This is a genomic window from Novipirellula sp. (assembly GCF_041583735.1).
Lineage (GTDB): Bacteria > Planctomycetota > Planctomycetia > Pirellulales > Pirellulaceae > Novipirellula.
This window is the reverse complement of sequence record NZ_JBFHFD010000031.1, coordinates 18,254-29,390: the sequence shown is the minus strand read 5'-3', so window position 1 is coordinate 29,390 and position 11,137 is coordinate 18,254. Positions and strand designations below refer to the sequence as shown.

Annotated in this window: 6 protein-coding genes; 4 read left to right on the top strand and 2 right to left on the bottom strand. The window is 55.5% G+C overall.

Annotated elements, in window-relative coordinates; translation table 11 throughout:
• Positions 1–34: 34 nt before the first annotated feature.
• Positions 35–5,119, top strand: coding sequence for a protein kinase (locus tag ABX962_RS04530; protein WP_372717039.1), 5,085 nt, complete (start codon positions 35–37; stop codon positions 5,117–5,119).
• A gap of 44 nt (positions 5,120–5,163) precedes the next feature.
• Here the strand turns inward: ABX962_RS04530 and ABX962_RS04525 are convergent, their stop codons facing one another.
• Together ABX962_RS04525 and ABX962_RS04520 are read right to left on the bottom strand one after the other, a co-directional pair.
• Positions 5,164–5,964 (bottom strand): methylamine utilization protein, encoded by an 801-nt coding sequence (locus ABX962_RS04525; RefSeq protein ID WP_372717035.1) that lies wholly within the window; start codon positions 5,962–5,964, stop codon positions 5,164–5,166.
• Positions 5,945–6,454 carry a YcxB family protein gene (locus ABX962_RS04520; RefSeq protein WP_372717033.1) on the bottom strand — a complete coding sequence of 170 codons (510 nt, stop codon included), beginning with the start codon at positions 6,452–6,454 and terminating at the stop codon, positions 5,945–5,947. Before ABX962_RS04520 ends, ABX962_RS04525 begins: the two co-directional genes overlap by 20 nt.
• Before the next feature lie 447 nt (positions 6,455–6,901).
• Between ABX962_RS04520 and ABX962_RS04515 the strand changes: the two genes are divergently transcribed.
• From ABX962_RS04515 to rfbG, 3 genes are all read left to right on the top strand, one after another.
• The gene (locus ABX962_RS04515) at positions 6,902–7,969 is read left to right on the top strand and encodes a glycosyltransferase family 2 protein (protein WP_372717031.1); all 1,068 of its coding nucleotides are present in this window, start codon (positions 6,902–6,904) and stop codon (positions 7,967–7,969) included.
• A 1,070-nt stretch (positions 7,970–9,039) separates the two neighbouring features.
• Entirely contained in the window at positions 9,040–9,846 is an 807-nt protein-coding gene (gene rfbF, locus ABX962_RS04510) for a glucose-1-phosphate cytidylyltransferase (protein WP_372717029.1), read from the top strand.
• A gap of 50 nt (positions 9,847–9,896) precedes the next feature.
• Positions 9,897–11,012, top strand: a complete 1,116-nt coding sequence (gene rfbG, locus ABX962_RS04505) for a CDP-glucose 4,6-dehydratase (RefSeq protein ID WP_372717027.1) — start codon at positions 9,897–9,899, stop codon at positions 11,010–11,012.
• Positions 11,013–11,137: the final 125 nt, after the last annotated feature.

The window sequence follows — 11,137 nt, the reverse complement described above, 5'->3', positions numbered from 1 at the left end:
TCGCTTTCGTCGCGAGGCCGAAACGGTCGCGCATCTGCATCACACCAACATCGTCCCAATCTTCTATGTTGGACTGGAACATGGCGTCAACTTCTACGCGATGGAGTTCATCCAAGGACAGAGTCTCGCCGATGTGCTCGCTGAGCGTGCCGAACCGATCGATCCCATGACCGCCATGAAATGGGGCGTCCAAGTAGCCGACGCACTCGCGCATGCGCACCAACGTGGCGTTATTCATCGTGATATCAAACCTTCGAATCTGTTGCTGGACCAAGAGGGGCGTATCTGGCTGACCGATTTCGGTTTGGCGTTGCGGATGGATAATGTGGCACTCAGTATGACCGGCACTGTCATCGGAACGCCGCGTTACATGAGTCCCGAGCAAGCTTCGGCATCGCGTGACCGGTTGGATCATCGCACGGATTTGTACAGTCTGGGGGCCACGCTTTATGAATTGATGACCGGGCAACCTGTCTATTTGGCCGAGACACCTCAGGGGGTCATTGACCAAATTCTGAACCAAGAACCGGTGCCCCCGCGCTCGCTGGCGTCGGCACTCTCTCGCGATATGGAAACAATACTGCTGAAGTGTTTGGCAAAACAGCCCGAGCAGCGGTACGATTCGGCTCAAACGCTTGCAGATGATTGCCGAGCCGTTCTGGATGGGCGTCCGATCAAGGCACGTCGGGCGAGTTGGATTGAACGAGGGACGCAGTGGACTCGCAAGCATCGCTCTGCACTCAAATCGACCGCTCGATCGGTCGCCGCGACCGCAGCGTTGTTGCTAGTCGTTTTGTTTTTGACGCAGGCGTATCGCCAAAGCCAGCTTATTCCTGTTTCGTTCGTTACCGACACGCCGCCGTTGGCTGCGGTGATTCGCGACAGCGGCGGAAGGCTTGTCGCACGCCAAACCGTACCGACCCAGCAACCCATCGAGATCGCCGCAGGCGAGTATCAAGTCCAAGTTTCCGGTGAGAGCCGGCTCAGTGAAACCTACAGTGTGAATCTGCTGCGGGGTCAATCACCCCGGTTTGACGTCAAACTCGACGAATCGTTGTTGATACCGCCGTTGGATGTCCCAAGCACCTACAAACTAGTTGCGGCGGATGGACAAACCTTGATCGTGATGATGGACGAATCGGGATTGCAATGCTTTGACCCACAACAAAATCGTCTGCGATGGACGACACCACTGGAAAAAACGGCGCAGCCTCTGCTGAAACCGTCGACCGGCTGGGTATGGCCATGGAAACGATTGATGTCCAGCAGTCCTTATACCGGTTGGGGCAGCTTTGACCTAACACCCTTTATCGTCAACCCCGCAGTGGATCTCAACGGCGATGCCATCGACGATTTCATCTTGGCGGCACGTCATCAAGCGATTGTGTTGGCGATCTCCGGATCAGACGGCGTGTTGCTGTGGGTCTCCGCACGGGGACATGATCTACAGCAAGAAATCGGTAACGACTGGGAACGGAATGACCAAGGAGTCCTTAGCGGCGTTTTGTACTCACCGACCGCAGTGGGAGATGTGAACGAGGACGGTGTCACCGATTTCACCGTGATGATTGCCGAGCAAGACAAAGCGGCCTCGCAGGTCCGCCGTTGGCTCGAAACCGTATGCGGACGATCCGGAAAAACGATCTGGCGGAGCGACTTTAACGAGCCCGACTTTGTCACGCCAGCGACACTGGATGTCCCCGAAAACTATCGTTGGTTTGTTGGCTCCGCCGCCGCAACGACCACGACCGGGGGCCTGCAGAGCGACTTTTCTGTAAACGGAATACGCCGCGAATTGCCTCGACTTGAACGCACCGGCTATTTCCATCACGTTCCAAGCCCGCCGCTGTTGGCGTCTTGGGGCAAGTCCACCACGGCGTCGCCCAAACGACTGACGATGATGGTGGGTTCGCGACTTGTTGCCTACGATTCCGCGACCGGCACCGCGATTGGCCAGCCAATTGATTGCGGAGTGCAACCGAGCAGAGCCCCCATCGTGATCGATGTCGATGGCGACGGCGCCGATGAAGTGATCTTGACTCAGAGTCTTTCTGCCGGCGCTGCGTCGGCTGCCGGTACTCCCAAATCTCGCGCCAGAATCACGGTCTGGTCACTCGTCGATGCTCGGTTGTTGTGGACATGTGATCTGCAATCCGAACTGCCGGTCGCCGATTGGAGCCACACCGCCATCGCGCCCCCTTCATGGCCACTCGTCGTCGATCTCGACAACGATGGACGATCCGAATTGATCTTTCCCAGTGGCACTTCCAAGGCCGATCGAAGTTCCGTACGTGCATGGGGCGAGATCGAAGTTCGCGATGCAACGACAGGCACCCTTCGCTGGAAACGAAAACTCAAGACCATGGACGAACAACTGGACCATTTCTTGACGGGAGGTGATATCGACAACGACGGGGTTTCCGATGTCTTTGTCGCGACCTTGTGGTCACGAGCGTTTGATCTATATGTGGATGCGTTTTCCGGTCGCGACGGGACACGGCTATGGGTGAGACAGCATCCGTTGAACGAGCGGAACGAAACGGTGAGGTACCGCCTGGGACCGCCGCTGTGGTGGAAAACCGGCAGCGATGGGTGGCCTCAGTTCATGGTTCCCGTCCACCCGATGCAAGGCGACCAAAAAACATCGCTTGCCGTTGCGTTCTCTTCCGGTACAGGCAAGGTCACTCGAGTGGGTGCAAACTTAAGTGAATTCCAAACCGCCGCGGGGCCGCAGGGTACGGCAGAGGATTTGTTTGCGTTTGTTCCTCAACAACGAACTTCACTCGATGCGGGTGGAAAACTTATTGGCTTCCGAGGACAAGCACGTGAACTGTGGAATCGCCTTGGTGAACGCTGGTCTGCGACAGTGGACTTGAATCATGATGGTGTCCGTGACCTGACGCGAGTCTGGCCCGACGGAACCGTGCAAGCGGCATCGGGGCGTGATGGGCGAGTGTTGTGGAAGACCCAGTTACCCGAAAGTGACCTGCACTATCTGCGCGTGATTGCTGCGATCCCACGTCAGCATGGATCACTCGGGGCAGGATTCTTGGCGGACGACTATCGGTTGCATCAGCCAGCGGACGACAGCGAAAACCCGCGGACAGCTCTGGGGGACTTTGACCGAGATGGAACGACTGATTTGCTGGTGTACGTTAGCAACTTGGCCAAGCCCAACCCGAGCGTGCCGCTGTTTGCTTTATCGGGACAAACAGGACGGCGAATCTGGGCAGCCGATTTTCGTGCACGTTTTGTTTCGGGTGTTCACGCCATCGACGTTCGTGACTTGGACGGCGACGGAACAGCTGAGGTCATCTTCGTTGCCGCAAGCGACCGGAACTATCCAGACGACCGCGATTTCAATAGTCATCAAAAACAACTCGGTTTGTTTGTTTTCTCAGGACGCACTGGACGTCTGCGTTGGCACGAACCGCTGAGCAAACGCTACGGGCTAACTCCGGCCGACAGTGTTTCGCCGATGGAACTCAACCAGGGCATGGTCCCTCTTTGCATCGACGATCTGAACGCCGACGGGATTCTCGACGTGATCGTGCCAGGGGAAGCAGCGCTTACGGCGGCCGAATCCGACCAGGGAATCGCTCGAAATGAATTACGAGTGTTGGATGGTAAAACCGGAGCAAGACTGTGGCAAACCGCATATCCACCGGCCCGAAACCCCGAGCGTGCACTTAGCGAAACACCACCCGCAACGGTAATCGATTTCGAAGATGACAAGAGTCCTGAATTAATCACGCTCTATTTTGTCACACCGCCAGGAGAGCAACGTTCAATCGCGATATTGAAAGTGCATGCCGCCTCGGACGGACAAGAACTGTGGGCACGCCAGTTCGAGGTTGCTGCGGAATGTGGACAAATTCATATGAGTGACAACGAATATCGCTATCGTCCGCAAGTGTTGCCACTGCGAACCACCGAGGGCCCCCAAAGACTGTGCCTGCATTTGTTCGATGGCACACCGCGGGTCATTGTCTTGGATCACCGCGGCCAAACCGTCTCCGATTTTCGAATGGACGCTCCGCGAGGCGTTCTCAGCGGGCGCAGTCGCGTCTTGGTTTGTGATACCGACGGGGACAACAAAGACGAGATCGTGCTGATCGATCAAAATCACCTCATGGCGATCCGCCCCGAATCGCCCGAACTGCCGCTGTGGAAACGCGATTTAATCACGACGTCGGACGATCAGCTTGAAGGCATCTTGCCAGCCTGCCAATCGCATCCCAATCAAATCCTGCTGCATCATCTTTTCTCGCCCGGAACGCTTTACTCGCTAAACGCAGCGACGGGTGAATTAGCCTGGACGTTGTCCATCCCACCATCCAAACCCGGCGTCCACCCGCTATTAACCGACCCAGGTCAACTGGCGTTGCTCAGCGATACCGGGCGTGATCATCCCCCCTGGTTGGCGATGCAGAATCAACTGAGTGCGAGTGTCCGCGAGGCAACGATGGTGCAACAGATCGGCCAGAACGCTCCCATTCCAACACGAGTGATGGCCAGCCTCAACTCGACAATACCGGTTCCTCGCGAAAGCAACCCGCTGCCTTGGAGCCCTCGTCCTACGGAACTTGCCCCCCTTCCCGCGGCGATTGCCTGGGCGGTGCTCTACAGTGTGATGCTGTTTTACATACCAGGCGTCTATTTGGTCCGATCAATTCAATTGCGGCAATGGAGTTTACGTTGGCTACTACTGTCGCCGCTGGTCGCAACCGCGCCACTGCTAGCGACGTTGATCGACGCACCAGGTTTGAACAATACGAACCTTGTGACAAAGGCGTTGCTGGGACTCGCCACCCTGCCCGCGGTGGTGGCGAGTGTCCATTTGATTCGCTGGTTGGTACTGAAGCGATGGTGGCCGCTGGCCAGTTGGTTAATGGCATCCGTCATCATTTCCGCCGTCATAGCGACTCTGGCAATTATTGTGACGCAATACGCCAGTCCCTTTGCAATCGAGCAGGAGGAATACTATGCGTCTGATAAATGGTGGTTCATCTGGTTTTATGGGGCCTATTTGACTGCTGCGCTGTTAACGGGCTGGATCGTTGTGATGGCGATGGTGCACTTGATCAAATCCGCGATGCAGCGAGTCCAGAGAACGTAAGACGGATGAGTGAGATCACAAGGGTGGAAACAGGCGTCGTTTAGTTAGGGACGACGGAAGTGATCGGCGGTTAGAGTGACGGTGCCCATATCGTTTTGCCTCGCCTGAACGTTGTAGCGGAACCGATTGTGTGGCCATTCCGCCTGCTTCCCGTTGACCTCCACTGTCCCCAATGGTTTCGTTGCCGCTTCGACGAACACTCGAAAAGTGAGCTCTTGCTCGGGCAGATCTCGAATGACCAAACTGCCATGTTCGTCACTCACGCCGACATAGCGATGCTGTAACACCACGACATAGGCTTTCATCCACGGGTGAATATTGCAATGGACCGGAATCGGTGCCGGCTCTGGCAAATCAAGCTGCATCCGGCGTCCCCCGTTCACCGGAACCAGCAGTCCCGATGCAGGATTGCGGAACAAGGGGACATTTGCATTGTGACCTACAGCGTCGGAGTTCGTCAGATTCAGAATGTCGCCAGCTTGCATCACCAAAATGTGCGGCTCAAATCGGCAGTTTTTGCTAGTCAACGTATGCGTCCTTTTGAGGCTCGGGACTTTTGCGAGCTCGCTCCCGCCACGTCCCGTGTCAAGGAAGACGACAACGTTCTTGATCCCACGATCCTGAGGATGGACCAACAAACTATCGTCGACCAACGGATGCCGGCCACAGAACTCAGCGTCCTTGTCGACCTGGATCGCCTGCGGCACCGGCAGCTCGCCTTCGTACCGAAAGCGAAGCGTCAAATCACCGCCACTCAAACTCCCCCCGCATGCCACCATCAATGCAACGAGTGCAAATAAATGAACCTGTCTCATTGCTCGCACCTCAGCCGATTGACTTCGCATGTTGTGTAGCATGTTCTTCCAATTTCGCTGTCACTCTGTAAAACTCCTCATCACTAGCGAACGCTGTTCGAGGCACGTAAATCGAAACCCCTGAATCGGGCACCAAAAAGATGCCGTTGGATGTGACCGAGACCTGTCCGAATGCGTTGTACGTAAGCGTGCCGTCGCTATTTGGCGTAATGATGCGAATCTTGTCGACGGTGAACGTCAATTCTGCGGTCTTGTCGACCGCGACGGATGCCAACCGTTGACGCACCCAACGAAATCGGTGAGTGGCAGCATCAAACAAGTTCAGAACGGCAACGACGAAAACCCCGTAGGAAACCGCTGGATGCAAATCCGGCAGAAACAGTGCGGTGACGGCGAGGGCAACGAACACGATGGCAACAGGAATCGCGAATCGTCGCCATCGGCTTCGGTACGTCAGCCAAGACGTATAGAAATACTCGAAGTATTCGCGGTCATAATTGATCGTTGCAACAGCGTTCATGCAGCATTCTGATCTAGAAGAAAAAAAGACAAAGTACCGGGGCGAGACGTCTCCGAACTCGATATTGTACAGAACGATGATACGCTCCACCGCCATCATCAGCGTTCGTTCCAGTCCTTGATGATTTACATTTTTCGCCGAGTTTGATCCGCACGGCGATTGCGACTCGTTCATCAGCTAGCTGGCCAGCTGTTGAAAATGGCGGGCTGAAAGTCTTGGCGACGTTCGCTACGGCTCCCGCGCCGAATTCCCCAACGCTCACGCAACACAACCCTCCCAACAGCCCCTAAACTAAAAGCCCCCTCCCCCTCCCCCTCTCCGTGTCTCCGTGTCTCCGTGTCTCCCCACTCCCCACTCCTCACTCCTCACTCCTCACTCCTCACTCCCCACTCCCCACTCCCCACTCCCCACTCCCCACTCCCTGTCTCCCCCTCTCCCTTCTCCCCAATGCCTCCAAACGCCAAAACCCCCGTCCTCTTCCTCGGCTTCAACCGTCCTGACCTTGCCGAGCAAGTCTTCGCGGCGATTCGCGATTACCAACCCAAGCAACTATTTATCGCCGTCGACGGTCCTCGAGTCGATGTGCCCGAGGACGCCGAAGCGGTCCAACAGATGCGTCAGTTCGACTCGCGAGTCGACTGGGACTGCGAAGTCGAAACGTTGTACCACGAGCAGAACGAGGGCTGCCAAGCAGCGGTCAGCGGCGCGATCGATTGGTTTTTCTCGCATGTCGAGGAAGGCATTATTTTGGAGGACGACTGTGTTCCCGATCTCAGCTTTTTTGCCTTTTGCCACGAGATGCTTGATCGCTTTCGCGACGACACGCGAGTGATGTCGATTTCGGGCGAGTGTTATCCCGGAGCGTGGCAGGATCGCTGCGACGCCTCGTATTCGTTTAGTTGTTACTCACTGATTTGGGGCTGGGCCACATGGCGACGCGCATGGCAGCTTTATGATGGCTCGCTGACGACGTTCCCTGACGATGTCAAAAGTGGTTGGCTCGACCGTTTCTTTCGCCGCCAATTTGTTCGTGACGAGTGGCTCGAGCATCTCTGGTACACCCACAACACGCCTGGTTTTACCTGGGATTACCAATGGGTTTATGCGACCTGGATCCATTCGGGGTTATGCATTGTCCCGACCCAGAATTTGATCTCCAATATTGGCTGCGGTCCCGAAGCGACGCACACCGTCACCGCCGACTGGAAGATGGCAAATCGGGTGGCAAGTTCACTGTCGCTACCGCTGAAGCACCCCACGGCAGTCAAACGCAACTACCTACTCGACGAGACGCTCGAGGAGACTCGCTACGAAATGGCCGAGCCCGAGGACAACGCCGAAGAGGCCTGGTCAGCCCCCGTGATTCGTGAACCGCCACCGAAAGCGGAAGAGCCGGTCAAGAAACGAATCTTCAGTCGCAAGCGATTCCGCAAATTCCTGCACCGCACGCTCCGCCCGCGCAGCGAGGGTAGGAACGGAGGGGGAGACACGGAGAGGGAGAGAGGGGGAGAGTAAGGAGATTTCACCCTCCCTTCTGGGAGGGTCGGCCGCATGAAGCGGCCGGGGAGGGTTGGTGAAACCATGCGTGCACCGTCCACCTCAAACCCCAGCTACCGCCGGCCACTGCCAATCTCGTTAGCCGCTTTGGCGCTAGCCACGGTTCGGTCATCATTGACCGGCACTAATCGCCCAAACAACTAACTCAAGAGCAGTGACGTTGTGTCGTTTTCCCCTCCTCTTGGGTAGCGGCCGGGGAGGGCTGATGAACCTGAGCTTGCACGTTCTATCTTGCTATCTTGCTATCTTGCTATCTGGCAAAACACGCCAACGGCATCTCCATCCCGCGGTGAGCCGAAAGTCTCCGCGACTCTCCGTGTCTCCGTGTCTCCGTGTCTCCATGTCTCCATGTCTCCATGTCTCCCCCGCCCGCGAGTGACACAGCCCTAAGAGGACCAAGGAGGGGCACCCTAAGCCCCCCTCTTCCTCGAAAATTAATACCGTTACAACCCTACTAAACGCTGCGAAGAGGATTAGATTAAAGCAACTTGGTAGAAGCATCCTTGTCATTAGCAAGGGGTTCAGTCAGGATACTTTTCGCAGCTCCGAGAGCATGAAATTCCGCCAGGAATTACCTTAGCGTCCGCATCCGCACAGTCGCTTTCACCCTCCCTCCGGGAGCGTCAAGCAACGTGAAGGGGCAGGCAAGGAGAGACTCGGCAATCCGCAACCGATTTCCGCGTCAGGGCACCAGCTCTGCCGGTAGACGAAACAACCGTTTGGGCGTCGCGGCAAAGCCAACGGCGGCCAGAAGAACCAAAACAAGCAAGTTGCCACGTGAACGAGCCAAACGGCCCCGCCACCAGCAACCGCAACTCGCTTCAAACTCAAAGGGTGCCTGTCACCCAAGTGGACGAAGTCCGCGCGAAATTCCATCTTGATCTCTGTGAGTGTATTGAAGCCTACTGGTTTGTCGGTCACGCCACTCCCTCGCTGCTAGGACAAATAAAAGCGTCCGCAACCCCCCAGCGTCTTTTTAGCTAGTTACCTAGCTGTCTATCCAATCATTCGTTCTCAGATCTCTCCCAATGTCTTTCGTATCAACATCCACCCAAGCCGTCATTCTAGCTGGTGGTCTCGGAACACGAATCTCCGAAGAGACGCACCTAAAGCCCAAGCCGATGGTAGAGATCGGTGGACGGCCGATATTGTGGCATATCATGAAAGCCTACTCGGCTCATGGTATTAATGATTTCATCATCTGCGCTGGCTACAAGGGTTATGTGATCAAGGAGTATTTCGCAAACTATTTTCTTCACATGTCGGATGTCACGTTTGACATGCAACGCAACAGCATGGAAGTCCATCAACGCAAAGCCGAACCATGGCGTGTCACGGTAGTGGATACAGGCGAAGAAACGATGACGGGGGGACGCCTAGCGAGAATCGCCCCCTATCTCAACGATGGAACCTTTTGCTTCACCTATGGCGACGGGGTCTCGGATCTCGACATTTCTAAACTAATTGATTTTCACCGCTCTTCCGGAACAGCGGCCACGCTAACCGCAGTCCAGCCTCCTGGACGATATGGAGCATTAACCTTCGATGCCACCCATTCAAACCGCATCTCCTCATTTCAGGAAAAACCGGAAGGCGACGGTGCATGGATCAATGGGGGCTTCTTCGTACTCGAACCATCAGTGCTCCCTTACATCACCGACGGCGACAAAACGATTTGGGAGCGTGAGCCACTCGCAAGCTTGGCCGCCGATGGCCAGCTTTCTGCTTATCGGCACCGTGGTTTTTGGCGTCCGATGGACACCTTACGCGACAGAAACGAGCTTGAATCACTCTGGGACAGCGGTAAGGCTCCTTGGAAGGTTTGGGCCTCGTGAGCTTGTCACACCTCGATAACGATTCATCCGAAGCTACCAATTGCTAAACAATGTTCGCCGGCCGATTTAACAAGCGAAGCGTTTTCATTACCGGGCACACTGGATTCAAAGGAAGCTGGTTGTGCAGTTGGTTGCTGTCACTGGGTGCCCAGGTTACCGGATACGCACGCAATCCCGAGCCGCACGAGCGACTCTATGGCCAACTAAACCTTCGCGATCAGATCGATTGCGATATTAGGGCCGACATATGCGATGCAGTGACTTTGCGACGTGCGGTGCTGGATTGCCAGCCCGATTTCATCTTTCATCTCGCAGCTCAACCACTGGTTCGTAAATCGTTTGAGATTCCGATCGAAACATTCCAAACTAATGTAATGGGCACGGCGAACTTGCTTGATGCCGTACGGCATCTTTCGAGTCCATGCACGGTAATCGTGGTGACCACCGACAAATGCTACGAGAACCGCGAGTGGGTGCACTCTTATCGTGAAGAGGATGCGATGGGCGGTTACGACCCATACAGTGCATCCAAAGGCTGCGCTGAGCTAGTCACCCAGGCTTATCGCCGTTCTTACTTCCCTGCCGAGTCGTCTGTTGTATCCGTCGCCTCCGCACGCGCAGGCAACGTGATCGGGGGTGGAGACTGGGCTGAAGATCGGATCGTTCCTGATATCTTTCGTGCATTACAGGCGGGCGAGACCATCCCGGTGCGTAACAAAGTCGCCACTCGCCCCTGGCAGCACGTACTCGAACCGCTTTCTGGGTATCTTTGGCTCGCAGCCTGCCTGGACGATCCATCGCTTTCACCATTCCCCGCCTGTCAACTACGTTCAAGCTTTAACTTTGGCCCCCATCTCAATAGCAATCGAACAGTCGCTGATCTTGTCGACGCCATGCTCCAACACACGGCTGGCACGTGGGAAGATCATTCCGATCCAAACGCTCCCCACGAGGCGACGAAATTGAATTTGGCGATCGATAAAGCTCACCACATTCTCCATTGGAAGCCAAACTGGGGATTTGAAGAAACGATTCGAGAAACGGTCCAGTGGTATCTCGACGAACACAACGGCGATAACGTTGTTGATGTCACGAATAATCAAATCGCCCTTTATCAAGCTAATGCACTGCAAAAACACTTAGCATGGTCATCCTCGCCATCCTGAAACGATTACCTGCCGTGCGTTGCCCCTGCTCATACGTTAAGTCATTTCCGAAAACTAAGACCGATTGTTTTTTCATTGCAGCAGTGGATCTGCGTTACTTAATTGCTGAACGGCACTAGAGCCTC